General features: G+C 39.5%; 25 protein-coding genes, 4 tRNA genes and 1 pseudogene. 20 read left to right on the top strand and 10 right to left on the bottom strand.

The genetic code is table 11. The features are described from left to right. Positions 1 to 17: 17 nt before the first annotated feature. The 9 genes from FTU65_RS10980 (at position 18) to FTU65_RS10940 (ending at position 9,581) form a co-directional block, all read left to right on the top strand. Complete coding sequence (locus tag FTU65_RS10980) at positions 18 to 1,019, top strand: quinone-dependent dihydroorotate dehydrogenase (protein WP_180003012.1); 1,002 nt, start codon at positions 18 to 20, stop codon at positions 1,017 to 1,019. A gap of 5 nt (positions 1,020 to 1,024) precedes the next feature. Then, entirely contained in the window at positions 1,025 to 1,612 is a 588-nt protein-coding gene (locus FTU65_RS10975) for a CvpA family protein (RefSeq protein WP_078188866.1), read from the top strand. A gap of 24 nt (positions 1,613 to 1,636) precedes the next feature. Beyond that, positions 1,637 to 3,175: an amidophosphoribosyltransferase gene (purF, locus tag FTU65_RS10970; protein ID WP_078188865.1), complete on the top strand. Its 1,539-nt coding sequence runs from the start codon at positions 1,637 to 1,639 to the stop codon at positions 3,173 to 3,175. 91 nt (positions 3,176 to 3,266) lie between these two features. Continuing rightward, positions 3,267 to 5,156: a M48 family metalloprotease gene (locus tag FTU65_RS10965; protein WP_180065454.1), complete on the top strand. Its 1,890-nt coding sequence runs from the start codon at positions 3,267 to 3,269 to the stop codon at positions 5,154 to 5,156. Between the two features lie 174 nt (positions 5,157 to 5,330). Next, positions 5,331 to 5,978 carry a hypothetical protein gene (locus FTU65_RS10960; protein WP_180066792.1) on the top strand — a complete coding sequence of 216 codons (648 nt, stop codon included), beginning with the start codon at positions 5,331 to 5,333 and terminating at the stop codon, positions 5,976 to 5,978. Between the two features lie 20 nt (positions 5,979 to 5,998). Further along, complete coding sequence (locus FTU65_RS10955) at positions 5,999 to 6,970, top strand: D-glycerate dehydrogenase (protein WP_180066791.1); 972 nt, start codon at positions 5,999 to 6,001, stop codon at positions 6,968 to 6,970. 85 nt (positions 6,971 to 7,055) lie between these two features. Next, entirely contained in the window at positions 7,056 to 8,495 is a 1,440-nt protein-coding gene (locus FTU65_RS10950; RefSeq protein WP_180066789.1) for a M48 family metalloprotease, read from the top strand. A 121-nt stretch (positions 8,496 to 8,616) separates the two neighbouring features. Then, positions 8,617 to 8,976, top strand: a complete 360-nt coding sequence (locus tag FTU65_RS10945) for a hypothetical protein (protein ID WP_180065458.1) — start codon at positions 8,617 to 8,619, stop codon at positions 8,974 to 8,976. 47 nt (positions 8,977 to 9,023) lie between these two features. Beyond that, positions 9,024 to 9,581: a GNAT family N-acetyltransferase gene (locus FTU65_RS10940; protein ID WP_180041330.1), complete on the top strand. Its 558-nt coding sequence runs from the start codon at positions 9,024 to 9,026 to the stop codon at positions 9,579 to 9,581. Between the two features lie 103 nt (positions 9,582 to 9,684). Here the strand turns inward: FTU65_RS10940 and FTU65_RS10935 are convergent, their stop codons facing one another. Both FTU65_RS10935 and rpsU read right to left on the bottom strand, forming a co-directional pair. Beyond that, positions 9,685 to 10,131: a GatB/YqeY domain-containing protein gene (locus FTU65_RS10935; protein ID WP_078193617.1), complete on the bottom strand. Its 447-nt coding sequence runs from the start codon at positions 10,129 to 10,131 to the stop codon at positions 9,685 to 9,687. Between the two features lie 39 nt (positions 10,132 to 10,170). Continuing rightward, complete coding sequence (rpsU, locus tag FTU65_RS10930; RefSeq protein ID WP_001136722.1) at positions 10,171 to 10,386, bottom strand: 30S ribosomal protein S21; 216 nt, start codon at positions 10,384 to 10,386, stop codon at positions 10,171 to 10,173. Positions 10,387 to 10,532: 146 nt separating this feature from the next. Here rpsU and tsaD point away from each other — a divergent pair, with 146 nt between their 5' ends. Continuing rightward, entirely contained in the window at positions 10,533 to 11,549 is a 1,017-nt protein-coding gene (tsaD, locus tag FTU65_RS10925) for a tRNA (adenosine(37)-N6)-threonylcarbamoyltransferase complex transferase subunit TsaD (RefSeq protein ID WP_180065460.1), read from the top strand. Between the two features lie 44 nt (positions 11,550 to 11,593). On the opposite strand, the gene FTU65_RS10920 is transcribed toward tsaD, so the two are convergent. Beyond that, positions 11,594 to 13,096 (bottom strand): chromosome partitioning protein ParB, encoded by a 1,503-nt coding sequence (locus tag FTU65_RS10920; protein ID WP_180026846.1) that lies wholly within the window; start codon positions 13,094 to 13,096, stop codon positions 11,594 to 11,596. Positions 13,097 to 13,139: 43 nt separating this feature from the next. Then, complete coding sequence (locus FTU65_RS10915; RefSeq protein WP_180065462.1) at positions 13,140 to 14,012, bottom strand: ATP-binding protein; 873 nt, start codon at positions 14,010 to 14,012, stop codon at positions 13,140 to 13,142. A gap of 189 nt (positions 14,013 to 14,201) precedes the next feature. Here FTU65_RS10915 and FTU65_RS10910 point away from each other — a divergent pair, with 189 nt between their 5' ends. The 6 genes from FTU65_RS10910 (at position 14,202) to FTU65_RS10885 (ending at position 17,099) form a co-directional block, all read left to right on the top strand. Further along, on the top strand, positions 14,202 to 15,713 hold the full coding sequence (locus FTU65_RS10910) for a DUF3336 domain-containing protein (RefSeq protein WP_180065463.1): 1,512 nt from the start codon (positions 14,202 to 14,204) through the stop codon (positions 15,711 to 15,713). Further along, positions 15,691 to 16,515 carry a protein kinase gene (locus FTU65_RS10905; RefSeq protein ID WP_180065465.1) on the top strand — a complete coding sequence of 275 codons (825 nt, stop codon included), beginning with the start codon at positions 15,691 to 15,693 and terminating at the stop codon, positions 16,513 to 16,515. The genes FTU65_RS10910 and FTU65_RS10905 overlap by 23 nt, the downstream gene beginning before the upstream one ends. 107 nt (positions 16,516 to 16,622) lie before the next feature. After that, positions 16,623 to 16,707, top strand: a tRNA-Leu gene (locus FTU65_RS10900). A 37-nt stretch (positions 16,708 to 16,744) separates the two neighbouring features. Next, positions 16,745 to 16,818 (top strand) — tRNA-Trp (locus FTU65_RS10895). Between the two features lie 38 nt (positions 16,819 to 16,856). Beyond that, positions 16,857 to 16,941, top strand: a tRNA-Leu gene (locus FTU65_RS10890). Positions 16,942 to 17,014: 73 nt separating this feature from the next. Continuing rightward, positions 17,015 to 17,099: transfer RNA gene (locus tag FTU65_RS10885), tRNA-Leu, on the top strand. Positions 17,100 to 17,403: 304 nt separating this feature from the next. Here FTU65_RS10885 and FTU65_RS10880 read toward each other — a convergent pair. After that, complete coding sequence (locus FTU65_RS10880) at positions 17,404 to 17,607, bottom strand: hypothetical protein (RefSeq protein ID WP_078188846.1); 204 nt, start codon at positions 17,605 to 17,607, stop codon at positions 17,404 to 17,406. A gap of 440 nt (positions 17,608 to 18,047) precedes the next feature. Between FTU65_RS10880 and FTU65_RS10875 the strand changes: the two genes are divergently transcribed. Further along, on the top strand, positions 18,048 to 18,314 hold the full coding sequence (locus FTU65_RS10875) for a hypothetical protein (RefSeq protein WP_257222679.1): 267 nt from the start codon (positions 18,048 to 18,050) through the stop codon (positions 18,312 to 18,314). Positions 18,315 to 18,405: 91 nt separating this feature from the next. On the opposite strand, the gene gloB is transcribed toward FTU65_RS10875, so the two are convergent. Together gloB and FTU65_RS10865 are read right to left on the bottom strand one after the other, a co-directional pair. After that, positions 18,406 to 19,137 carry a hydroxyacylglutathione hydrolase gene (gene gloB, locus FTU65_RS10870; RefSeq protein WP_180010343.1) on the bottom strand — a complete coding sequence of 244 codons (732 nt, stop codon included), beginning with the start codon at positions 19,135 to 19,137 and terminating at the stop codon, positions 18,406 to 18,408. Between the two features lie 109 nt (positions 19,138 to 19,246). Beyond that, a complete protein-coding gene (locus FTU65_RS10865) occupies positions 19,247 to 19,855 on the bottom strand; it encodes a flavin reductase family protein (RefSeq protein ID WP_180010344.1) in 609 nt (202 codons plus the stop codon). A 104-nt stretch (positions 19,856 to 19,959) separates the two neighbouring features. Here FTU65_RS10865 and FTU65_RS10860 point away from each other — a divergent pair, with 104 nt between their 5' ends. Next, a complete protein-coding gene (locus tag FTU65_RS10860; RefSeq protein WP_180010345.1) occupies positions 19,960 to 20,781 on the top strand; it encodes a PhzF family phenazine biosynthesis protein in 822 nt (273 codons plus the stop codon). 149 nt (positions 20,782 to 20,930) lie between these two features. Next, positions 20,931 to 23,699, top strand: coding sequence for a pitrilysin family protein (locus tag FTU65_RS10855; RefSeq protein ID WP_180065467.1), 2,769 nt, complete (start codon positions 20,931 to 20,933; stop codon positions 23,697 to 23,699). A gap of 79 nt (positions 23,700 to 23,778) precedes the next feature. On the opposite strand, the gene FTU65_RS10850 is transcribed toward FTU65_RS10855, so the two are convergent. Both FTU65_RS10850 and FTU65_RS10845 read right to left on the bottom strand, forming a co-directional pair. Then, positions 23,779 to 24,843 carry an amidohydrolase gene (locus tag FTU65_RS10850; protein WP_180007295.1) on the bottom strand — a complete coding sequence of 355 codons (1,065 nt, stop codon included), beginning with the start codon at positions 24,841 to 24,843 and terminating at the stop codon, positions 23,779 to 23,781. A 172-nt stretch (positions 24,844 to 25,015) separates the two neighbouring features. Beyond that, a complete protein-coding gene (locus FTU65_RS10845) occupies positions 25,016 to 25,417 on the bottom strand; it encodes a DUF3144 domain-containing protein (RefSeq protein ID WP_078188837.1) in 402 nt (133 codons plus the stop codon). Between the two features lie 106 nt (positions 25,418 to 25,523). Between FTU65_RS10845 and FTU65_RS10840 the strand changes: the two genes are divergently transcribed. Next, positions 25,524 to 26,156: a hypothetical protein gene (locus tag FTU65_RS10840; RefSeq protein ID WP_180065469.1), complete on the top strand. Its 633-nt coding sequence runs from the start codon at positions 25,524 to 25,526 to the stop codon at positions 26,154 to 26,156. 35 nt (positions 26,157 to 26,191) lie between these two features. Here FTU65_RS10840 and FTU65_RS10835 read toward each other — a convergent pair. Then, positions 26,192 to 26,737 (bottom strand): annotated as a pseudogene (locus FTU65_RS10835) (MFS transporter); the annotation flags it as partial. Positions 26,738 to 26,987 lie beyond the last annotated feature (250 nt).

Here is a 26,987-nt window from a genome sequence, read left to right as displayed (position 1 = left end):
AGTAGACTTTTATAGATATGTTGTATTCTCTAGCCCGCCCTTTGTTGTTTACTTTAGCACCAGAGCGTGCACATGAGCTGACATTATCGCTGTTGAAATCTTCTCACAAGATGGGAATGATGCGTCAAAACGTGGCGTCTAAACCAGTGACATGTATGGGAATCGAATTTCCTAATCCTGTTGGTTTAGCAGCCGGTCTTGATAAAAACGGTGCTTATATCGATGCGCTGGCGAGCCAGGGCTTCGGCTTTATTGAAATTGGTACAATTACACCACTTCCACAATCAGGTAACCCTGAACCTCGTTTATTTCGTTTACCGAAAGCAAAAGCTATTATTAACCGTATGGGTTTTAACAACGATGGCGTGGATCAGCTGATCGAAAATGTCAAAGCTGCAAAATTTAAGGGTGTACTTGGGATCAATATCGGTAAAAATGCAGTCACACCTGTTGAAAAAGCAGTTGACGATTATCTGATTTGTCTAGAAAAAGTTTATAACTACGCTTCTTATATTACGGTTAATATTTCATCTCCTAACACAAAAAATCTTCGCAGCTTACAAAGCGGTGATGCTTTGACTGAACTGTTAGAGACGCTCAAGAAACGTCAACTCGAGTTGGCGGATGAAAATCAACATTATGTACCCTTAGTACTTAAAGTTGCACCAGATCTAGAACCAGAAGACATTAATTTTATTGCCCAACAATTGTTAAAATTTAAAATTGATGGTCTGATTGTTACCAATACGACTTTGTCACGTGAAGGTGTTGAAGGCCTTCCATATGGTGATGAAGCAGGTGGTCTATCCGGTGCGCCAGTCTTTGAAAAAAGTACGGCATGTTTGGCGGCTTTTGCTAAAGTATTAAACGGTCAAATTCCATTGATCGGTGTAGGTGGTATTTTGTCGGGCGCGGATGCTGTTGCGAAACAAAAAGCAGGAGCTAGCCTTGTACAAGTGTATAGTGGCCTCATATATACAGGTCCGACACTTGTAAAAGACTGCGTAGACGCATTGTAAATATCATGAATACCATTGATATCTTTATACTGATTATTTTGCTCATTGGAGGGCTTAACGGTTTGCGTCAAGGATTTGTAAAAGCCTTTGCGAACTTCATTGGATGGATTCTTGCACTTGTCATTGCGGCAAAGTATGCAACCGTCCTTGCACCTTCGATGACATCTTTAAGTACAGATCCAGTGGTACAGAAGATTGCCGCGTTCGCATTTATTGTATTGTTGATTGTAGTCATGACTTGGGTCGCGACATGGTTATTGAACAGTATTTTGAAAACATTAAAGCTCGGTCCGTTAAATCGACTGGCAGGTGGTGTTTTTGGAAGCTTAAAAGGATTGTTGGTGGTGCTGATCACTATGCAGGGGCTAGGTCCTTGGGTAGAAAGTTCACCACATTGGAAACAATCTAAAATGGTTCAGTCATTATTGCCATATGCGCCTTGGGCAACCGAATTGTCCAAAGATGCTGCAAATCAAGCACTTCATCATATTCAGTCTGAAGATGCTCAGAAATCTTCAGACCTCCCATCTGAGTCGCAGAACAAGCACGGACGTTCTGGATCGGGTGAGTCAACAAATAATCCTTTTTATTAACCCTAGCTTGTCTGCGAGGTTGCTATGTGTGGAGTAGTTGGTATAGCTGGTAAATCACCTGTTAACCAAATGTTGTTTGATGCGTTAACGATGTTACAACATCGTGGACAGGATGCAGCCGGGATCGTAACTTGTCAGGATGGTCGTTTATTCCTGCGTAAAGATACGGGTATGGTGCGTGATGTGTTCCACACACGTCATATGCGTGCATTACAGGGTAATTATGGTATTGGCCATGTTCGTTACCCAACTGCTGGTTCTTCAAGCAGTGCTGAAGCTCAGCCATTCTATGTAAACTCACCTTATGGCATCACGCTTGCACATAATGGTAACTTAACCAATGCTGCTGAAATTCATGATGACTTGTTCACGACTGACTTACGTCACATGAACACCGATTCAGACTCAGAAGTATTGTTAAACGTATTTGCTCACGAATTGCAAAAACGCGCAAAACTTACACCAAGCGCTGAAGATGTATTCCACGTGGTTTCACGTGTGCATGAACGTTGCAAAGGTGGTTATGCGGTTGTTGCTATGATCACAGGTCAGGGCCTTGTGGGTTTCCGTGATCCAAATGGTATTCGTCCATTGATCTACGGTTCGCGTGAAACTGAAAATGGTATGGAATATATCATTGCGTCTGAATCTGTCGCAATTACAGCGCTCGGCTTTAAGGTTGAACGTGATATTGCACCGGGTGAAGCAATTTATATTACTGCTGATGGCGTGATGTCGACCAAGCAGTGCGCAGTAGCCCCTGAATATCGTCCTTGTATCTTTGAATACGTATATTTTGCGCGTCCAGATGCGACTATTGATGGTATTTCAGTTTACAAAGCACGTTTGAAAATGGGCGAAAAACTTGCTCAGAAAATTCTACGTGAATGGGGTGATGAGCACGATATCGATGTCGTGATCCCAATTCCTGATACTTCACGTACTTCTGCGCTCGAGCTTGCAAATACCTTAGGTGTGAAATTCCGTGAAGGCTTCATGAAGAACCGTTATATCGGTCGTACCTTCATTATGCCGGGTCAGCAACTTCGTAAGAAATCTGTGCGTCAAAAGCTAAACCCTGTAGAGCTAGAGTTCCAAGGCAAAAACGTACTATTGGTCGATGACTCGATTGTACGTGGTACGACTTGTAACGAAATCATTCAAATGGCGCGTGACGCGGGTGCGAAAAAAGTATTCTTTGCGTCTGCTGCACCGATGGTGAAATATCCAAACGTGTACGGTATCGATATGCCAGCCAAATCTGAACTGATTGCGTCTGAACGAAGTGTAGAAGAAATTCGTGAAATCATTGGTGCTGATCGCCTAATTTTCCAAGATTTGGAAGATTTGAAATCTGCAGTACGTACCAAGAAAGTCCCTGAGTTACAGGACTTTGATTGCTCGGTATTTGATGGTAAATATGTGGCAGGCGGTATTGATGCTGAATATTTAGCAGCATTAGAGCGTAAGCGTAATGACTCTGCAAAAAATGAAAAGCCAGCTTATATCGATGTGAACATTGATGCAGCTTCTGTGGATTTAACAGGTGTTCGCGAAGAATAATCTGCTGAAAACATACTGAAAAAGCGGGAATTTCCCGCTTTTTTCATTTATGATGAGCAAACAAAAGACAATGTAGCTTAAGGGTATTACATTGAGACGTGTGGGTTATGATTTTATAAAAAACAAAAATATGTTTTGGCCTGTCACCATGTGTATGGCGGCAGTGTTTTTGACCGTCGCAATTATTAATGTAATTGTCGGTTTAATTGTGGATTATTATGATTTCACTCAGTCTATCTATTGGCATGTCCTTAGCCCATTTTTAGTGGCGGCTGTGCTGCTGATTATGTTGGTTTCAGTTCTCTATGATTTTTACACCTTTCGCTTAGGTGGTTATTCACTTGCTAAACAGTTGGGTGCGCGTCGTCTGAGTCTGATAGAAAGTATTCCTGAAGAAAGTGTTGCACTGCGTATGACTGAGCAGCTGGCAGATACCTTTCTAATCGATACTCCTGCACTTTATGTCTTACCCGATGAAGTGGGTGTAAATGCACTCACCGCAGGTTTTAGCCCTCGAGATACATCGATCATTTTAACCTGGGGTGCATTACAAACCTTAGATGAGATGGAAATGTATGGTTTGCTGAGCCATGAATTTAATAAAATCTTGTCAGGGGAAGCTGCGGAAAATACCCGTTTGAAAATCTTATATAGCGGTTTGACGACCTTTAGTCAGTGGGGTAGTAAAATTGCAAAACGTGGTTTCTATAAAAATGGACAAGCACGGGACAATAAGTTTGAAACCCTCTTTGTAGCGATTGGCGCGGTCATTTGGTTGATCGGAAGCTTGGGTGTTTTGATTTCCCGCTTTATTAAATATATCTCTTTGGGTTCTCGAACCTATCGCAATGATCAGAAAACCAAACGTCTGATTCAAAATGATGCCAATATTCAAACCTTATTAAGGATTTATGTGCATCATTCAGGTTCGCAAATTCATAGTGAATATGCGGAATCGATTTCTCATATGTGTTTTGCAAACTCACTCAGTCCGCAAAACTGGATGAATATTCATCCGAGTATTGAACAGCGCATTTTTGAATTAAATCCAGCGCTCATTCATGATTTACAACTAGAAAATTTAAAAAAACTGCGAAACCAACCGCTATTTTATTTATTCCGTTCACTAGAAGAAGCTAATCCAGATGTTGCAACACCATGGAACTCGCCACAACCATTACCTTTACTGCGCTTGTCACCGATTAGTTTTGCGATACGAGATGCAATTAAACCGTTGAACCCCGAGATTCGTGAAAATTGGCAGCGGCCTGAATTGATCCAACGTGCCTTGCAAACAGCAACGGGTTCGCGTGAGGTGATGGTTGCTATTTTAATGATTCGTCAGTATCGAGAGTTTATTCCGACTGAAGCTGAAGTGAGTCGTGCGATTGTGGATGCCTTATTGAATCTTGATGGTCGTGTGCATATCTCAATTTTTCATGAGGCATGTAAAAATATTGGTACCATGCCAGCAACAATTTCACGGCAGTTCTTAACCAAGCTGGCCAAAATTATTCAGGAAGATGGTGAAATTGGTTTGCTCGATGCATTACTACTTGAAACAGTCAAATATGAGTTAAATCTGTTGCCTGCACATACACCTACATCTTTAGAAGATGTAAAACCGAGTATTGTGCGTTTGATTGATGCCTTGTTGCATGTGCAACAAATTAACAGTGATAACCAACTCGAAGTACGTGAAAAAATCCTCAATCGAATCTTAACGAAAGAAGAACTAGAGTTTTATCGTGATATTTCTGATGAGCCAATAGACTTGGCTGAAATCCTAAATGATATTTCAGGATTGTTGCTGCGTGAGCGTTTAAGCATCCTTGGGGTTGCAGAAGTATGTCTATGGAATGATCGAATTATCACGCAAGATGAGTTGGATGTTTTGCAGTTGCTATATTGGCGTATTGGATTTGAATCAGCTGAGATAGTTGAACTAATGCAAAAGAAAAATAGTTTGATGATCGTATAATTATTTATAGCGGCTTGATTTATGAATAAATTGTTTAATTTTAAGTCAAAATTAGTCTGAGCAATTCTAAAGAATCTTTAAAGAAATAGTATGATCTAATTGATTTATAAAAGTTCAGCAAAACAGAGTGAATCCCGTTAGAATATCAAGCCTTGAATAGGTGAAAATGAAAGCATGATTGGGCATCAGCGAAGCATAATGGCGGCAATGGGAATTGATGTATGGATTCCTCAGGCGGCACCGTGTCAGCAATTTAGCTCAAATATCTGGCGAGATCAGGCGGCTCCTGAAATAGTCTCTGAAATTCTACTCAAAAATGAGCCTCAGCCAACGCCTGTTTCATCACAGACTGAGCTTAAAAACAACGTTGATGTTGTTGTAAATCAACCTGTAGAAGCACCTAAGGATGAACCAAAGGTTGTTGAGCCTGTTGAAGTTCGTCCGATTGTTCAAATCCCTTCGTTTAACTTAGAAGCTATCTGTTTAATGCACTGTGTCATTGTTATTGATGCCACAGAATTAACTGCAGAGCAGCAAGTTTTGTGGAGCAATATTCAGCGCGCAGTCAGTGCCGATTTCTTTGCTTTACAGTGGCCATTTGGTTGGGTGAATTTGCAAGATGGTCGTGGTGCAGCATCTTATGTGCAGGGCTTTATTGATGCGATGAGCTTGGATAAAAATGTTATTTGCTTAGGCGATATTCCGCATTTAGAGCATGCGAAGGTGTATCCATTGGCATCTTTACAGCAAATGATTGAACAGCCTTTATTGAAAAAACGCTTATGGCAATTTATGCAAAATAAGGCAGGACAAAATACTTAAATTACGTAAATGGAAAATTTATGCAAAAAAAAGTAGTGGTTTTTAGTCAAATAGATCAAGAAATAATTCAACGTTTAGAACAGCAATTTAAAGTTTTCCAAATTAGCCCTAAATTGGGTGATGTGAATCAGCAAATTCTTGAGCATTCAAAAGATGCTGACGCCATGATCGGTGCGGGACGTTTGTTGAATGCTTCGAATTTAGCGCATGCATCACAATTAAAAGTCATCTCAAGTGTAAGTGTCGGTTATGATAACTATGATCTTACATTTTTAAACCAAAAAAATATATGGTTGAGCCATACTCCGCATGTATTGACGGAAACTACAGCAGATTTAGCCTTTACCTTGCTGATGAGTGCAGCACGGAAAGTGCCTGTATTGGATCAATGGACCAAACAAGGGCAGTGGAAGCGTACAGTGGGCCCTGAGCAATTTGGCATGGATGTCTTTGCTAAAACCATCGGAATTATTGGCTTAGGACATATTGGAGCAGCGATTGGGCGTCGTGCTCGCTACGGCTTTAATATGAATGTGCTCTATCATAATCGCCGGGAAAAAATTGAATTGGCTGAATCTTTATCAGCGCAATATTGCGATTTGGATGATTTGTTGCAACGTGCTGACTTTGTGGTCGTTGCAGTGGATTTAAATGCAGAATCGAAAGCTTTAATTGGTGAGCGTGAGTTGGCCTTGATGCAATCACATGCGGTATTGGTCAATATTTCACGGGGTTCAGTGATTGATGAAGCCGCATTAATCGATGCATTAAGTCGTGGTCAAATATTTGCAGCAGGCTTAGATGTGTATGAGCAAGAGCCACTTCAAGAATCCCCTTTATTTACATTAGCCAATGTCGTGACATTGCCCCATGTGGGTTCAGCAACAGCGGCAACCCGTAAACGTATGGCAGAGTTGGCTTATCAAAATTTAGTGGATGTTTTGGTACATGAGCGCGCGCCGCGCTATGTGGTCAATCCAAAATTTGAATAAACAATCACAACAGTTTTCTCCATAATTCACCAAAATTCAATGCTATATTCGATGAAGTACGAATATGAAATTTAGAGAATAGACTTTGAAAAAGATTTTACTGGCATGTGGTCTCGGGCTTTGTTCGACATTGGCGCAGACGCAGTCCGTAGATTTTAGTTCATCCCCACAATTTTCTGTGCCTGAAATAGGTAGTGGCGTCGGCTTGTTGGATCAACAAAAAGAGTGTGCCATTGGCGAGAAGGTGTATCGTGAGGTGCATCGTCAACTTCCTGTGACTGAAAATCCGTGGATGGAAGATCGTCTTTTATCTGTCTTTACGCATATTTTGAGCCAAACTCAACTCAATCAACCGGTCGGTTTGTTATTAATTAATGATCCACAAATTAATGCTTTTGCTGTACCGGGTGGTTTATTTGCATTAAATGCGGGATTAATTAATTCAGCACGCAACATGGATGAAGTGGCAGGGGTGATGGCACATGAAATTGCACATGTATCACAACGTCATTACAGTCGTTCACAAGAAGCCTTTAAAGGGCAAGGTTTATTGTCACTAGCCGGTATTTTGGTCGGAGCCTTGGTGGCCTCACAGGCAGATGGTGATGTCGGTGCGGCTGTAATGATGGGCTCACAAGCCGCTTTAATGGATAAACAGCTAACCTATAGCCGAAACCAAGAACGTGAAGCAGACCGTATCGGGATGCAGTATATGTACCGTGCTGGATACAATCCGCAGAGTATGGCTGACTTCTTTGAAGTGATGCATCGCTCTACGAGTCGAGTGAGCTTTCTGCCTGATTTTTGGTTGACACATCCTTTAACCACGGAGCGTATGAGCGAAGCGCGCTTACGTGCCAATCAGTTGCCTCAAGTTAAAACTAGTTTGGTTGATCAAGATTTTGAAATTCTGCGCTGGTATAGTCGAGTATTGTCAGGTCAGGCGACTGAATTGCAATTAAATGCGATGGTGGCGCAAAAGAATTATGCAGCTGAGTTGGCTTTGGTGAGCTTGCATATTAAACAAGGTGACTTTAGTGCTGCTCAAAAGTTATTAAATGAAGCAGCAAAACAAAATGCTTCGCATGCACTTTTTACTATTTTGCAGACCGATGTGCTGTTGGGTCAAAACAAAGCGGCTGAAGCTGTGAACGCTGTGAAAAGTTCGGCAATCATCATGCCTGAAAATCGTGCATTAAATTATAAATATGCAGAGGCTTTGATTCGAAACAAAGAATATGCGCAAGCACAACTGATTCTTCAGCGATTTTTACAAGCAAATCCACGGGACTTGAGTGGTTGGCGACTGATGTTGCAAATGGCTGATGCAGATAAAGATGCAAGCTTCCGTTCAGTCAATGTACTGCGATATCGAGCTGAAGTAGAGTATTGGGGCGGGGATGAAGAACGCGCGATTAAATCTTTGCTACAGGCGCAACGTATCGCCAAAGACTCGAAAAGTCTTTCTGCGAAAATCAAGCAGCGTGTGGACGAAATGCAAAATGAACGGAAATTAAAAATATAAAGATTTCAAATGTGATGTACTTATCTATGTCGATTATAAAGTGCAAATTGTAGTTTTAGTGGTTTAGATTAATCAGTGTAAACTAGCTGGATGTAAAATGTTTATGATTAAGAACTTACAAATGAAAAATATGATTTTGGCGGCCTGTCTGTTGGGCTTAGCAACGAATATTGCAGCAGCGAACGCAGAACAATATGTGATCGCTGTGAATGATATTAACGAAAAATATAAAACCGATGTGCGACAATTTTTTAGTCAGTTAGACCCACAGCAACAGGGATTTAAAGCAGACCAGCAAGTGAAATACTGCGGTATTGTTCAGACTTATGTAAATGATCTTTATCGTGCTGCAGACGAAAATCGTGCATTTTTAGATCGTGAGTACCGTAATATGAATAAGCAGGATGTGATTCAGCAGGTGATCGCATCAAAAGAGATGCAATTATTAAAAAAATATAATGTGCAATGTGCCCTAAATTAAAAATAAATTTATAAGCATTTTAAATCATCACGAGAAACTGAATAAAAATGAAACTCGATGATTTTGGTATGAGTCATGGCAGAATCACGCTTCAGTTGATTCAGCGCCACGATGCAAAAGCACTTTATGAGGCGATTTGTCAAAGTATAGAAACCTTACGAATGTTTCCTGCAAGTTTGGCTTGGTCCTTACAAGAACCTAATTTAGATGCTTCATTGGCATTTTGTGATTCGAGAGTGTTGGCAGCGTTAAATCAGGAAAATTTTGTTTATGTGATTCGTGAGCAACAGTCGCATAACTTTTTAGGTGTCATGGATATTCATCAAATCAATTGGATGGAAAACCAAGCTGCCGTTGGATTTTGGGGAAATGTTGAATTTAAAGGGCAGGGCTTGATGACAGAAGCTTTGCAGTTATTTGTGGATCAATTATTGAATGATCTAGGATTTCAGCAATTAAACGCTTTTGTAGATGTAGAAAACAAGCAAGCACGACGTCTATGTGAACGAGCAAATTTTAAATTGATTGAAATCGAACAAGCTGCAATTCAAAATCCAGTAGATGGAAGTTGGCGAGATATTTGTAAGTATGAAATCGTTAGATAAGAAAGAAAATTATAAATGATGAATAAATTTGAATTTGGATAATTTGGCTATTTAAGTCATCAGCGTACTTAAATAGACCAAATCAAACAATATAGATGAAAGATTAAGAGAGTTTCGCTTTAATTTTAGCTGAAACTTGTGCAGGATCGGCACGTCCGGCTATGAGCGGACGTAGAGAGTTCATCACCTTACCCATATCTTTCATGCTAGTAGCTTCTTGCGCAGTAATTGTTTGCGCAATGATGGAATCAAGTTCTTCCTCAGTCATAGCTTCTGGTAGAAATTGAGATAACACCTCAATCTCGGCTTGTTCCTTACTAGCTAAATCATCTCGATTTGCACCTAAAAAGGCTTTAACCGATTCTTTGCGTTGTTTGATTTGCTTTTCAATGACCGCAAGAACTTGCTTATCGTCAAGCTCTATGCGCTCATCGACTTCGATTTGCTTGATTGCTGCCTGTAGACTACGTATTACCGTTAACTTGTCCATTTCTTTAGCACGCATAGCGGCTTTTAAAACTTCAGTTATTTGGTTTTTTAAAGTAGTCATTTATCTTGTCCAGGTTAGTCAATCAATCACAAATTAATCTTAGTAAAGGCGAGTAGTACGTACTGATTCGCGAGCCAATTTCTTTTGGTAGCGTTTAACAGCAGCAGCTTTTTTACGTTTACGTTCTTGAGTTGGTTTTTCGTAGAATTCACGTTTACGAACGTCAGCAAGAACACCCGCTTTTTCGCATGAACGTTTGAAACGACGGATAGCTACGTCTACTGGTTCGCCTTCTTTCAATTTAACTTGTGGCATGAAGAATCCTCATTAAGTTATGGATAAGATCTCGGGTCGAATTACCCTTGATCACAAGTGAAGGTCAGTATTTTACTCATTTACATCTCATATCACAAGTCTATAATAGGTTTCGCAATATTTTGAAATGGGCAAAAGGCAGTTTAATGATCGTTTTAGGCTTGGAAACTTCGTGTGATGAAACAGGACTCGCACTCTACGATAGTGAGCAAGGATTACGCGGACAAGTATTGTATAGCCAAATCAAACTGCATGCAGAATATGGTGGTGTGGTACCTGAATTAGCTTCACGTGACCATGTGCGTAAGTTAATTCCGTTATTAAAACAATTGCTTGAAGAAAGTAAAGTTGATAAATCTGAAATTGATGCCATCGCATATACTCGCGGGCCGGGCTTGATGGGTGCATTAATGACAGGCGCATTGTTTGGTCGTACGTTGGCATTTGCACTGAATAAACCTGCAATTGGTGTACATCATATGGAAGGTCATATGTTGGCGCCTTTGTTGTCTAAAACTCCACCAGAATTTCCATTTGTGGCACTTTTAGTCTCTGGCGGACATACTCAATTGATGGCTGCTTATGGAATTGGTCAATATGAATTATTGGGTGAGTCGATTGATGATGCAGCAGGTGAGGCATTCGATAAAGTCGCTAAAATGATGGGTCTACCATACCCAGGTGGTCCAAATATTTCGAAATTGGCGATCAATGGCGACATCAATGCCTTTGAATTTCCACGTCCAATGCTACACCAAGGCTTAGATTTTTCATTTAGTGGTTTAAAAACTGCCGTTTCAGTTCAATTGAAAAAAGTTGAAGGCGAAGGTCGTCAGGCGGATATCGCTGCATCTTTCCAAGAAGCGTTGGTTGATACATTGGTGAAAAAATCAGTTAAAGCCTTAAAACAAACTGGTTTAAAACGTTTAGTTATTGCCGGCGGTGTAAGTGCAAACAAGCGTTTACGTGAGCGCTTAGAGGCTGATTTGGCAAAAATCCGTGCAAATGTGTTTTATGCAGAACCTGCACTGTGTACAGATAATGGCGCAATGATTGCATTTGCTGGTTATCAGCGTCTTAAAGCGGGTCAGCATGATGGTTTGTCTGTTACGACTACACCGCGTTGGCCGATGACGGAATTAACTAATCCAACGGAAGGGTGATTTGAAAAAAGAAAAGAGGCTAAAGCCTCTTTTCTTTTTTCAAATCACTTTCCACTTAAAATATATTGAATCTTTAAATTCTGTTGATCAAATAAGCTTTTTAAGCTTGAAGCAGCAGCAAAAGCTTTATCTATGGCTGGATCATTCTGTAACCAGAAAGGATGATTAAATAATCTATTTAAAAATAGTCTCAATTCTTTTTGTTCATCTTCAGTCATAGTGTGTCTGTATAATTTCTTGTCTTGTGATTCTTTGTCGAATAATTTAAAAATAGCATTTAACATAGCACTTAAAAACGGAGCCCAAGTTAAAACAGATGCTTTGTTCCAGATTCTTCTGGCTTTTATCGCTTCAGGATTTGAATCTTGTTTATTTGGACTCCATTTTTCGATTCCACTCTCTTCTACGAGAATTTTTGCTAATAAATGATAGTTATTTTTTTCACTGTCTCTAAAATCGTCTATAGAATCAATAACTGCATCAGATGGATTTAAAAATAAAGTATTTTTGAAAATGGTTTTTTTGAGTAAATCTTGTGATAGTGGGAATGTAGAGTCTTTATTTGATTCCGCGGTGTATTTCTTGAGGGCAGATTGGTCGTGTACATTCTTAATTATAGATGCTTCAAACATATTTTTTACTTCTGACCTTTCATGCTTTTTGAGTAAAAAGTTTAAGAAGTTATATTCGCTGTGTTTTTCATTAGGATTTAGTTCAACATATTCTTCCCACTTAATAGAATACATTTCATTCCATTTTTGAAATAGTGTATTTGTATAGAAAGAAACTTGGGCTAGTTTAGAATGAGCTTCTAAATTAGTTTTTAGAAGTTTTTCATAAATATTTTTAGCTTTTATCTCATCATTAGGAGAGATATACACTTTTATATCTATGGTCTTATTGTTGTTTAATATTTGGGCTGCAAGTTTGTGTTGCCCATCGAATAACTTAATCTCGTTGTTGACAAGACGTGCAATAGAAGGAGCAAGTTGAGGATAAGACTGAAAGTGTTTGTGTAGTTGATTTAATCTTTTAAAATCAATAACACGAGGCTGAAGCCCTTGTTCATCATCATTTTTAAGCCAAGATATAGGTAATTGAGCATAAAAATATTCAATCTCAAGTTTAGGATCATAGAATAATTCGTATGAATAATTTTTATTATCATTACCAAGAAAATTAATATTGCCATCTTTTAAAATTAAGTAAAAAGATTCGCGTTGAATATTTTTGAAAGCAAGGATATCTTGAAGTTTAACTTTATTATCTTTTTCTTCATATAGTCGTTTTAAATTAAAATATTCTTTATAGGCTTCAAGAGGCATTTTCCCCTTTTCTCTATTAAATTTTTTTAAAAAAATTCGCATATTGGAAGTATCTGTATCTCCACCATTCACGAAAGCTTTTAAATGATCATATTCAATAGCATCATTTTCTAAATTAATAATTTCTCCAGAAATATAGCATCTTAAAGCCCCATCAGTTGAACGCTGGATTCTTTGAACTTCTAGCTTTTCTGTTTCAGAAAGAGATCTTTTTTTTGACATAAGAGTTGCCTTTGGTTAGTAATTTAATGTGTAACTTAATCCGTTAGATGTTCTTTAACTGTTTAGACCCAATCCAATGCTTTGAAAATTGATAAGCAGCACGCCCTGAACGTTGCCCACGACCTTGACACCAACGCAGTGCTTCAGCACGCGCTTCATCTGTCCATGGCATCTCGGCTTTAGCCAAATAATGTTCAACAATTTCTAAATATAAATTTTGATCCATTGGATAAAAAGACAGCCACATCCCAAAGCGGTCAGAAAGAGATATTTTTTCTTCAATCGCTTCTTGTGGATGGAGCTCAGTATATTGAGGCACATCTACCTTGGTTACAGGTGTGTTTTCATGCATGAATTCAGGCAATAAATGACGACGGTTACTGGTAGCATAAATAATAAAATTACTTGAACCTGATTGTAATGAACCATCCAAAACACTTTTTAAGCTGCGATAGTTTTCATCTTCAGCATTGAATGCCAAATCATCACAATATACGATAAATTTTTCAGGGCGATGTTCAATCAACTTTTGGATTTCTGGCAAATCAGATAAATCATCACGCTCAATTTCAATTAAACGTAAACCTTGGTCTGCATAATGGGTGAGCAGAGCACGGACGATGGATGATTTACCTGTACCACGAGAGCCAGTGAGTAAAACATCATTGGCAGGTAAGCCATTTAAAAACTGTAAAGTGTTTTGAATCACTTTTTCTTTTTGACGCTCAATTCCTTTTAAATCTTCTAAATACATGACTTTGGGCTGTTGAATGGCTTTAAGCTGTTTATCTTGCCATTTAAAAGCGATACTCGAAAAATCGGGTGCTTGTTTAAGCTCAGGCAAACTGTGCTGTAGTTGTAAGAGTACAGTAGATAGTGATTGAAGGATGTTGTCAGGTAAATCAATTGTAGCCATGATAAGTCAGCTTGTCGTGTCTTGTTGTTGGTTAGTATATGACAGCAGTGTACATCAATAATGCAGTTATAATCGCCTAAATATGTCAAAGTTAAATGATTGTTCTGGCAGATCAGCGCTATTCGAACAACCAAAAAGTTGTTATAAATCTAGCCGAGTGAACAGTTTAAAATGTGCTGAGGGATAGTCATGTTGTTTACAGGGTTTTCAAAAAGTATTAATCCACATCAGGCATATCGGATCAAAAAATTAAAGCGTCAGCTTGACCGTGCTGAGTGTTATGAAGAATGGAAAGATATCGCACTTAAAATAGATGAAGAATCGGGTGCGCAAGAATGGAAATTCGATAATAGTTCACCGTATTTTGATGCAGAAATTATTACTCATCGTTTAGGGTTACTGAGACGATATCGTGGTCAGAAACGTACCCGAGATTTGATGTACATTTTAAGTGAAGGTTTAACTTATGATGTGGGCAATATTGCTCATCCTTTACTGTTTACAGAAGCCTACGTCGGCACCAAAAAAATTATTGAAGACTATGTTGATGAGGTGAGTCAAAGTTTGGCCTTTATCGCATCTGAAGAATGCGTTTGTCTTGATGCTGCACAAAAAATTGAATTTTTTGAACAAAGTCAAAAAGCCTATGGTCAACCTGTTTTGATGTTTTCAGGCGGTTCAACTTTAGGTTTGTTTCATACCGGTGTGTGTAAAGCACTGATGGAACAAGATTTAATGCCAAAAGTTCTGTCTGGTTCCAGTGCTGGCGCCATTATGACCGGGATGTTGGGTGTATCTAAACCGTCAGAATTTACCAATTTATTAAACGGACAAAACTTCTTTAGTGAGGCATTTCACTTTCGTAAATTGACTGAGTTAGTGCAGGGTAATGGCGGTTTGGCAGATGTAAAATATCTGAAAAAGTTTTTGGTTGAAAACTTAGGTGACTTAACTTTTGCCGAAGCATATAAGCAATCAGGTCTGCATATCAATGTGGCAGTTGCGCCTTATGATGCATCACAAGATGCACGAATTATGAATGCGTATACATCACCCGATTTGTTGGTGTGGAGTGCGGTGCTGGCATCATGTGCAGTGCCTATTCTATTTCCACCGGTACGACTGACCAGTAAGCGTTATGACGGGCAATTTACGCCATATATGTCGGCAACGCGTTGGGTGGATGGCAGTGTGCGCAGTGATTTCCCACAGGAGAAAATGGCGCGTTTGTATAATATTAATTACAGTATCGCTAGTCAGGTCAATCCGCATATTGTGCCGTTTATGCAGGATGATGCTTCACGCTTTCGTAAAAGCATGTTGAGTTGGCCTGAGCGGATCGTTCGTCGTCAAGGTAAGGTGATTAGTAAAGGGGTGATGGATTTTGCCCGTGAGCGTGCAGGAAGTATCCCACCTGTAAGACGTTTGCTTGATCATGGTTATGGCGTGGTGGATCAGCGTTACTATGGTGATGTCAATATTGTGGGGAAATATGGCTTAAGACACTATAGTTATATGTTGCAAAATCCTCGACCCTACCTGTTTAAAGTATTGCAACGTGAAGGTGAAAGAGCCACTTGGCCGAAGATTTCATTAATCGAAACGCAAGCCCGCATTGGTAAGACCATTCAGCATTGTTTGGAATTATTAAATTATCAAAATGAACCCAGTCAACGACATGCAGAATTTATTGCAGTTTAAATCCACAGATTTAGCGCAAACCATTTGCGAGCCAAAAACCAAAACCAAAAGTTTGGTTTTTGGCCGTCGTCTATATCAATTTCAATTCAATCAACAACGTTATTGGCTCAAGGCGCAAGTCAGTGACAGCAGCCCTGAACATGTAGCTAGTTTTGGTCAAGAAATTGAGCTGTACCAGCTATTCAATCAAGCGTCTACACAAAACAGTATCACGCTACCTTTTCAAGTGATAAAAGAGAAGCATCTCAGTATTCAGCAAGAGCCTATTGATCGCCTATTAATACTCCCGAATGCTGAGCCTTGGTTCTTACAGCCTGTATCGAATTTGAGCATTGAGCAGGTGAGGCAAGTGCTATGGCAAGCAATCGATGTGGTTGAGCGATTAAGCTTGCACGGTTGGATACATGCAGATTTAAAACAAGAGCATTTTGTGGATTGGCAAGGGCAGTGCAGACTCATCGACTTTGAGCAAGCGCTACCATTAGATTTTGATCAGCAAAATGCCTTAACTGCGACACCACGTTATATGGCTCCAGAACTTTTCCATGGACAAGCAAAATCTTTGCACAGTGATATCTATGCGCTGGGGATTATTTTCTTGGAATGGCTGACATCACAGCGTTTAGAGGCGAAAAACTATCAAGATTGGGCCTATTTACATTGCCAACGCTTAAAGCTTGATCTGCCAATGCAATATCAAGGGTTTAGTCAGCTATTGCAACACATGTTGATGAAGCAAAAAAATGACAGAATGGTGGATTTTTATCGCTTAAAAAGCGACTTAGTTGCTGAATTTGCTTAAGAAAAATACAAAAAAAGCACTATTGTTTTTTATTTAAACAAACAAGATGCTTTTTTATAAAAAAGGCTTGTCATGTAAGGGTGATCTCTATAATATACACAGCCATCGGGGACGTGGCGAAATTGGTAGACGCACTGGATTTAGGTTCCAGCGCCGCGAGGTGTGAGAGTTCGAGTCTCTCCGTCCCCACCACTGAATTACTAAACATGAGTTTAGTAGTGAAGGTCACAGAGGATTGGTGTAATGGTAGCATGACGGTCTCCAAAACCGTTCGTCAAGGTTCGAATCCTTGATCCTCTGCCAAGTTTTAAAAATAGTCTGACATTGTCAGCAACCCTGTTGGGGACGTGGCGAAATTGGTAGACGCACTGGATTTAGGTTCCAGCGCCGCGAGGTGTGAGAGTTCGAGTCTCTCCGTCCCCACCACTTAATTTATTAAGTTGCCAAATAAACAGGTTTTTAAAACAAATTTAAGTCTGACATTGTCAGCACCCGAGTTGGGGACGTGGCGAAATTGGTAGACGCACTGGATTTAGGTTCCAGCGCCGCGAGGTGTGAGAGTTCGAGTCTCTCCGTCCCCACCATTAGATTAAGCAAGGTTTTATACCTTGCTTTTTTGTTTTTGAAATTCGAAAAATCAGTGTCTTAAACATGGTCTTTTTTGAAGACTAATTCTAATAAAAAATCTAATGAAAGAATGATGAACGAAGAGATACAGCAAGATGTCTAATCTTGCTTTTTTATTGTCTGAAATTTATCTCGTTAAAATGAGTCAGTAAAACAAAGGTGAAAAAAAGCCCGAATATACGGGCAAATTTTGAAATGCGGATTCGAATCAATCGAATTAAATCATTTATTTCTAATCGTTCGAATAAATTATAGAGAAGATTATGCCTTTAAATGATCTTCAAACTCTTCACCGAGCTGCATGGCCAAAGCATTACCAGACAAGTCTACAGTCACTAGACCATATTCTTTTTTAAAACTGAATGTAAATCCACGATTATCTGCCAGTGTACGAACAGAATATCCTAACTTTTCTAACCAAAGACGGAAGGCAACTAAATTTTTTGCTTTAACCACTTTTTTCACGAGCGAACTCCTTATCAATCATTAAAATATTAAATAGGGGTGTCAAAATATTTTTTAAAGGGGAAATGGAAAACTTTTATTTAAAATATGAAATTTTGATGGATAAATAAACAGATTATCGGCTTGTAAACTGTATAAATTCATTTAAATTGCTGTTTTATAACAAGTTAAACTTAATGTAAGTAAATATAACGTATTTTAAAAATTTGGTTTTTAACTGCTGGCTTAAAATCTATCCTATGCCTATAGAGAAGCTGTGCGCAAAATAAACGATTGCTTGGCTTAGAATGCACAGCTGTTTGGGCGTGCAATATTGATTGCAAATAAATAATTATTCACAGCCTAAATGGCTCGATAGGTGAGCATGCAAAGCTATTTCTCATCAAGATTTATCGAAAAGCTTTTATACTATGTCCCATCGATATGAATAGATTGAACGCATGCAAAACATTGAGCACGCTGTCAAAGCAAAAATTGAACAGATGCAACAAGCAGGGCAGACGCCTGTTGCGATGATGCTTGGACATGAAGATTGGTTGGTCTTTTCGGAGCAATCCAAAGTGGCATATACGCCTTTTGGCAGTGCGCGACGTTATCAGCCGGCATTAGGTGGTTTATTGATGGTACGTATCGATGAAATGCAAGCCGTTCTAGTTGTAACACAAGCTGAATTGGATGAGTTTGCTGCCACCAATCAAATTTTATAAATATAAAATGATGAATCGGCCCGAAACATTCATCACAAATAAAACAGTATATTTGTGATGAAATCTAAAATGCTTATAACTCGCAATCCAATTAAAAATTGTCTTTGAGTTCTCTTAAGCGTTGAAATGCTTCAACACTTTCTGCGCGTAAAAATGGATTGGTTTCTAGTTCTAATTCAATGCTGCTTGGCAAAGTACATTGTCCGAGCATGCGTAGGGATTCAACCTCATCAAACCGCTGTTGTATGGCAAGGTTGTCAGGTTCAACATGCCGCGCAAACTGCGCATTCGATAGGGTGTATTCGTGAGTACAATACACTTGAGTTTCAGCAGGGAATGCGGCTATACGGTTCAATGAATCGTACATTTGTTGAAAGGTGCCTTCAAAAACACGTCCACAGCCCATAGCAAATAATACATCGCCACAGAAAAGCGTATGAATGTCATCGATAAAATATACGATATGACCGAGGGTGTGGCCGGGCGTTGCTGTAATTTCAACTTCAAGCCCATGAAATTCAAAACGGTCATTATGATCGAGAGGATAATTCACCCATGGAATACGGCTTAATTCTGCACGGGGACCGTAAACGGCAATGTTTTTATCCTGAATAAGTTCTGGTACGCCACCAACGTGATCTTTATGCCAATGCGTTAGCCAAATTTGCGTAAGATTGAGCTGATGTTCCTGACAATAGCGCTCGACCAAGGCAGCTTCAGTAGGATCTACTGCAATGACATCATAACTTTCGGTGTGCTCAAGCAGCCAAATATAATTTTGCAGTGAATTTTTGACATCCAATGTATGTATTTTAAACGCCATATCCATTCATTCAATATTTTAAATTAAGTTAAAGTTAGCATGAAAATGCTCAAAAGGTATGATTATCCATTTTCAACCCTAAATAAACGACAGAGTTCATAGCGCTATTTTAGTCTGGTGTCTCATCTACAGATACAGGATTACCAATGGTATAAAAGTGCCCGCCAGCAACATGATGTAGGCTTTTCCATTCATCTTCTACTTCATGATAATACCAATGTTCGTTACGGAAGACGCGGTCGTCTGCATAGGCAGCAATGACTTCACCAATAAACAGATCGTGCGCTTGTTGATTGTGAGGTTCGGGAATAAGTTTGCACAGTAGCCAAGCAGCACAACCTTCAACCACAGGAATATCTGAGGCATTAAATTGAAATAATTCCACGCCACATTGGCGTAATTTTTCTGGCGCATCACGTTGGCTCATCATACCAAGTGCATAGACCAGTTTGAGTTGTTTCAGTGTCGGTACTTGTAAGGCGAAATAGCCTGAATTCTCAATAATCTCACGTGTTTTAGTTGATTTATCCAGTACTACCGTCACTTTTGCTGGGTTGAACTCTAAGGCGCATGCCCATGCTGCAGTCATCACACCAGTATGGGTTTGATCCTGAGCAGAGACGAGCACAGTCGGTCCATGATTTAAAAGTCGGTATGATTTTTCTAAAGGAACGGGGTGAATATGCGTTTTCAAAATTATGCCTATAGTTAAGTTCATCTATAACTTAGATGTTTTATTAAAAAGTGTAGCTACATAGCATATAACGCATGAAATATTTTCAAAAGCCTTTAATATAAATCACTAAATCAGGAGTTCTATCAATGAAAATGTATCAAGTGGACGCATTTACCCAAGTGTTATTTAAAGGCAACCCAGCGGCGGTTTTGGTGTTGGATGAATGGTTAGATGAACACTTGATGCAACAGATTGCTTTGGAAAATAATCTGTCTGAAACTGCATTTGTGAAAAAAATCGACAGCAGCAATTATGAAATTCGTTGGTTTACACCGACCACTGAAGTGGACTTTTGTGGACATGCGACATTGGCCAGTAGTTATGTGCTTTTTGAGTTTTATACGGCTGAAAAAAATATCCAATTTCATGTCAAAAATCTCGGTATTTTTAGCGTAAATAAAGCTGAAGATGGAAAAATTCTGATGAATTTCCCTGTGCGTCGGGCACAGGTCGTGAGCGAATATCCTGAAGAGCTACGTCTAGGGTTGAGTCAACCTTTTAAGCAGGTTTATCTGAATGCGCAGGCGTATATCGTAGAATACGAAACGACTCAACAAGTCTTGGACGAACAACCGAATTTTGAAATCTTAAAACGTCTTGGCAAAATTCGCACCGCAATTACAGCGCCGGGTACGATTACTGATGTTGCAATCACTGCGGCAGCCCAGCAATATGACTGCATTTCACGCTATTTTGCACCGGGCAATGGCATCAATGAAGATCCTGTTACGGGTTCTATTCATACTGGAATCGTGCCTATTTGGGCAGAACGTCTAGAAAAACGTCAAATCTTGGCGTATCAAGCATCGAGTCGTGGTGGTGAGTTACACTGTCAAATGCTTGAAAATGACCGTATAGAAATCTCAGGCTATGCGTGTTTGTATATGCAGTCTGACATTTATATCTGAACATAAATCAAATACATGCTGTCTCATTCTGCAGCATGTATTTAATAAAAAGTAACTATTAATCCAGAAAAGCTCAGCATAAAATCAAAACCAATCTGATCGACAGCACTGCGCTGATCGATGCTAAATATAGAGGACACTTGAATTACATGCGTATTAAACATTTAACGCTTTCACTTTTTTTTGCAGGTTTAAGTACAAGCCTCTTTGCTCAACCTGTATTGGTTAAAACTGAACAAGCCATTGAAGAATATAAATTAGACAACGGTTTTCGTGTGGTTTTGGCGCAAAACGATAAAGAAAGCAAAGTGTTTATGAATACGGTGTATTTCACGGGTTCATTAAATGACCCTGAGGGCAAAGGTGGTTTAGCGCATTTGCTTGAACATTTGGCCTTTAAAGGCACTGAAAATGTCAAAGGTGATGAATTTCAGCGTCGCCTAGACCAATTCACGCTGATGACCAATGCCAGTACGGATTATTATTCAACGAAATACACCAATGTGATTCGTCCTGAACAAAGTTCAATCGATCAAGTTTTGCATTTAGAAGCAGAACGGATGGATAAATTGGTACTTCAGGAAAAATTTGTACCGACAGAAATTGATATCGTTAAGCGTGAACGTGAAATTCGTTTAGATCAGCCATTTTCAGTGTTAATCGACCAAGTTTTAAAAGAAGCCTATGGCAATCAATCTTTAGGCCGCTTACCGATAGGTGATTTGAAAGAACTTCAATCCATCAATATGAACGAATTAAACCAGTTCTATCGCCGTTGGTATGCGCCAAATAATGCAGTGATGGTGATTTCTGGTAAGTTTGATAAAGCGGCTGTATTAAAACAAATTGATCAACAATTTAGCCCAATTGCCGCACGCCAAATTCCTGAACAGGCCAAAGTCCCTAAATTAGATGGAACGAAATTAAAGCAACGCGAATTTACAGTTCATAAGGGCAGTGACTTTGGTAAATTTAATATTTATTTAAATGGTGCAGTCGAACCGATTAAAACTGCTTTGGCGGTATCTCCAACTTTGTATACCTTACAGCCAAGTGGGCATTTGTATCAAAGCATGGTGGAAACAGGGACAGCAACCGCAGTTCAATCCACCACATGGTTAGATAAAGATTTTAATTTGGTGTTTATGGGGGCGATATATGGCCCAAGTCATGATGCTAACAAAGTGGCAACCAGTCTGGCACAAGGTGTAGAGCAGAATAAAGCCTTTAATGACGTCGAGCTAAACCGTGTTAAAAGCCTGACTAGAAATATGGCTGACAATGTCAAAAATAGCGCAACAGCACTTGGCGAGCGTCTTAGTTCTTATACTGTGGCTTATAACGGGGACTGGTCTCAATATTTCCGTGACTTAGATAAAGTGCAAAAGCTGAATGTAAGCGAGGTGAATCAGGTGTATAAGGACTTTCTAAAGCCTGAATACCGTGTCACAGGAAATATTCTGCCTACACCTGAAGATCAAAAGAAAGCACAGCAACAAGCCGCGTCAAAACCTGCTGAAACTTTAGATCAGCAAGCGCCTGCAGAAGAGCCATTGAAAGATGCGAGTGTTTATCGAGCTGAAGTGAAGCAATACGTTGCAGAGTCTAAGCAATATCTAAATCAGAAAGAGAAGCAGATTCAGCGGGCTAAATTTAAAAACGGCATTCAGTATGCATTGTTCCCAACCAAAACTCGTGATGACAAGACCTATGCCACGATTGCATTGGATTTTGGTACAGCACAAAGCTTAATGAATAAAGGGGAGTTGCTAGATTTAACAGCTTATCTCATGTTCCGTGCATCTAAAGATCAAAGCTTACAGCAAATTGCCGATAAAATTATTGATGTCGGTGGCGGTGCAACGGTTAGTGCAAATGATAATGGCCTCATGATTCAAGTGGTTGCTCGTAAAGAAAAATTTGCAGAATTTTTGCAATATGTCATTGATGTTATTAAAGCTCCGGCATTTGAGCAGTCACAATTTGATTTAATCAAAGCGCAAAGTTTATCGAGTTTGGATCGACCTTATACAGAGCCGGATACCGTTGCTGCAATGACGCTGTCGCGTATTGTCGAGATCTATCAGCCGGGGGATATTCGTTATCACTTCGAACCTGAACTTGCGAAAAAACAAATTGAGTCGGCTACACGTGATCAAGTGCAGCAGTTACATCAAAAATTCTTTAAAACACAGCATGCACAAATTGCGGTAACTGGTGATTTTGATACTAAGCAAATTGAAAAAATTCTGAAAAAAGAATTTGCAGATTGGAAAACCAGCGAGCCATATCAACGCTTAGAGTCTACGTTTACGGCATATCCTGCACAGAAAGTGCATGCATTGTCTGAACAGCGTGAGTTTGGTAGTTACCAAGCGATTATGACTCTACCTGTAGGTGTGGAGCATACTGATTCTCCTGCACTACAAGTATTACGCCACATACTTGGTGATTCACAGTTGTCTTCACGTTTAGCTCAAGAGTTACGTGAAAAGAATGCACTGGTTTATGGTTTTAGTGCAGACATTAATTTTGATGAATGGGTGAATTCAGGTGTACTGAGTATTGATGCAAACTACACTGCAGGTAAATCTGCACAAGTTTCTCAGTCTGTTCATAAAGTTTTGCAAAACTTATTGAAAAATGGCGTGACGGAACAGGAAGTAGAAGCAGCTAAAGCTAGTATTTTGAAAAAGCGTTTAACTGCACTTGAAGATGACCGTCGCATTCATAGTATGTTGATTCCACAGTTAGAAAAAGGTCGTGATTTAAACTATCGTGAAAAGCGTGATCAACGCATTGCTAGTTTGACCAAAGCGGATGTTAATGCTGTCATCAAAAAATATATTCAACCTGAGCGTTTGGTTGAGGTGATGGCTGACCAATATGGTCAAGCTGTAAAATCTACTCAAAAATAAACCGAATAAAAAATCCTCCATCTGGAGGATTTTTTTGAGCTGCATTGTATGACTTGATTGTAAGATTATCTTAACGAACTTATAGACGGTAGAACTGACGGGCATTTTGTTGGAAGACTAAAGTCAGTGCATCAGGATCATAACTCGCGACCGCATCTGAAAAGGCGTCAATAATATTCACCAAGGATGCACTCACACTATCCATCGGGAAGTTAGAGCCAAACATCACACGGTATTTTCCAAAGCATTGTAGAGCATGAGAAATAAGCGGAAAGGCGCAATCGAAAATCTCTTGTTTGGATGCAAGGCGTTGTTCTTTATGAAACTGATGACCCAGCACAGGCATGAATAATCCAGACATTTTGGTATAAACATTTGGGCAACTTGCCAGTTCAGCTAAATCATCTTTCCAACGAAACAAGATATTGTCACGTGAAGTTTGGGTTAAGCCTGTATGTGAGCCGACAGGTCCAAAGGCACCGACAGGTGTCCCAAAATGATCCAGCACGATAGATGTTTCAGGGAAAGCACGTGCTAAAGCGGTTAAATCACGAATTTGGTCTGAATAAACCCATGCATCAAAACTTAAATTCATTTGAGCAAGGGCTTCAAAACCTTTCATAAATTTTTTATTGGTATAGAGATGGGGCTCATTGGTCCATGCGTGAACTTTTGGGTCTTCATGTACAGCTGCCATTTTTCGTATGCCACGAAAATGTGGGGAGGCTTGTTTATGCATTTTAAGAATTTTCTTAAAACTACTGTCACATGGGTCTGCAGTGCCGACTATGGCGCCAAGTTTAATCTTTTGAGCATTAAAGTCTAAAGATTCAATAAACTTTGTTTCACCAACCACCCCTTTGCCTTTATGGTCATGCCAGCTCGCTTCTACATGTACGATTTGATCGACCAGATAATGTCCTGCATCTTGCTTATAATTTTCAGGCAAATACGGTGTCGTCACATGTTTGGTTAAGCCAACCGTGTCAATTAACTCTTGCGGCTTAACTAAGCGCATCATTTTGTCGAGCAAGTAGGGATGTTTACCCAATAATTTCACGGCAAGTGAAGCGGCATGTGGCGTATTGTATGGATCCCATTGATGTATATGTGAATCCACGATGGCAAAATCGAGCGTCTGCATTGCTATCCTTGTCCTTAAAACCATGTCCATTTCTTGCGTATTTCATTGTATTGTCGTATACGCAAGGTACTGAAAATAGTTTGAATGATGAAAATACAACGTTATAACTGAATATTAAATCAAAGCTTTGTGAAAGAGAAGTTGTATAAAAAAAGCCCCGAAGGGCTTTTGATTAATGCTGATGATCGTGGTCGTGATCATGCTTATTTGCATGGAATTCTTCGTTATGACGGAAGCGAAGATAGTTTTCAAACTGTTCGCAATATTCATCATAATTATCTTCAAGCATCATTTGAAATTGTTGAAGAATATAAGACATCACTTGATCTTTGGCATCACGCATTTCTTTGCCATCTTTGAAGCCATTTGCAGCAACCCAAGTATTAAAGCGAGCAGTACCAAATAACATGGCAGCACTTACTTGACCGCGCATTTCTGCAGGTTTGACTTGAGAACCTTTTTCAACACGACAAAATTCATTGGCTTGTTTAATAAATTCATCCGCACGTTCAAAGAAAGCTGCATTCAACGCTTCTTCTTCGGTTACATCAGTAGCTTCAATCTTTTGAACCATGAATGTGTCCTAGCATAAAAATCTAATGCAGTATTATAGGCAAAGCCTTGCAGAAACTAAACCTTTGACTTAATCTAAAAATAGCCTAAGTAGAATGGAATGCTCCATGCAAGATGCAATCGCAGTGCAAAGTCTGAAAAGTGATATTGCATTACTTCGACAAAATATTTGGCCGCCCTCAACCTTAGCCAATGTAGAAGGGCTGCCCATTTATTATGGTACACAGTCTGAAGTGGCTGAATATTATGCGCAGTGGACAGGCTTAATCGAACGTGCTCAAGACTTATTTCAGCCCTTTATGGAAGATGAAGTCCTTGATGCAATTCATTTGCCGAGTCATTTGAATCTGCCGCTTTTTTATTTTCACGTGGATCGTATTCGAATCAACAAAACACGTGCGAAAGAATCTAAAACCTTTCGTGGTATTGCCAGCTTAGTTGAAAAATGTGGGCAATTTGAAGCAGATCAAATTCAAGCGATGCGGCTATGGCTAGACAGCGATGATACGGCAGCTTTGGTCGCACACCGTGAATTTATTGACCTCAGAACCTATGTATTTCAACATGGACAAAGTGAATACACCCGTACCCGTTTTTATGTGAATGGCATTGTACTCAGTGTCGAAAACGACTTTAAATTGGTGGATGCCCGTGACAAACCACGTAAAGCCCGTAGTGATAGCTATAGTGACCCTTTAGCAGATAACAATACGTGGAAAATCTTTGGGAAATATCGTTAATCAAATGTTTTGACGATATCACTTAGAGCGTGGACTTAGTTCGCTGCACAAGGAAGCTTTGGATTATTTAATCCACGCCCTAATGTGAAAATAGCCACTATGGCGAAGGCGACAAAGATCATCACCGAATACAATAAGGTATTGGCATTAAAATGATCGACAATATAGCCGCCAAATAGAGAGCCACACGCAATCATGAGTTGGAAAATACCAATAAACAGCGGCATGCCTTTTTCAACAGCTTCAGGGGCATGTACAAACATCCAGATATTGGCCGTTGTAGGAAATGCACCAAAGGCGAAACCCCATAATGCGGTTAAAAGATATGCACCGAATAAGTGAACTGCAAAGTGTGGGAAGCTAAAAAATACCACGATAAAACTGAATGCGACAAAAGCAAGGGTATAGCGGACATTGATGTTGCTGCTATAACCTGCAAATAAATTACCAAAGAAACCTGCGATGCCGTAGATCAATAATAATGAACTGATGGTGGTCGCATCAAAGCCTGCATGATTTTTAAAAAATGGGGCGAGATAACTATAAGAAGAAAAATGAGCAAAACCAATTAATAAAATAATAGATCTCTTTCATAAATCAAAAAACGATCTTATTTTTGGTTAATATTTGCACTCCGGATTTCTTAGCATTCGTGCATAATCTGCGGATGAAATACATCGATTCAAACAAGCTTTCTGATCCTTAGTTCAAGCGATACACAGGCATCTCATGGTCAACTTTCTATTTGATGGTTGAGCAATTGAAGAAACATGTCCCTGCCAAAGGCAGACCGCCCAAGTTAAGCCTGGAAGACCAGGTTCTGCTCTGTCT

This window comes from Acinetobacter sp. YH12129 (assembly GCF_013418685.1).
Taxonomy (GTDB): Bacteria; Pseudomonadota; Gammaproteobacteria; order Pseudomonadales; family Moraxellaceae; genus Acinetobacter; species Acinetobacter amyesii.
Note: the sequence above shows the minus strand (reverse complement) of the source record. Positions and strands in the feature narration are given on the sequence as shown.